The sequence below is a fragment of the Streptomyces niveiscabiei genome, from assembly GCF_001419795.1.
GTDB classification, from domain to species: domain Bacteria; phylum Actinomycetota; class Actinomycetes; order Streptomycetales; family Streptomycetaceae; genus Streptomyces; species Streptomyces niveiscabiei.
On record NZ_LIRL01000497.1, the window covers coordinates 1 to 276 of the forward strand.

The following is a 276-nucleotide window of genomic DNA, read 5'->3' on the forward strand; positions in this document are numbered from 1 at the left end:
CAAGAAGCTCGCCGAGACCGTCAGTTCGCTCCCGGCCCGCGTCGCCGACTGGACGCCCGAGCAGCGCCAGCAGCACAACGAACAGTCGGACCGCGCGATGCGCGAACAGGCCGGCATCAGCCCCGACGCCCGCTGAATCACCCCGCTGTCACACCCCTGCGAGAGGCTGACCCCATGAGCGACGAAATGCCCTGCGGCGAATCCGGCTGCTACTGCCAGTGCCAGGGCCCCGACGGGCACGCATGCGGATGCGACTGCCCGCGCTGCTGGGAGTGC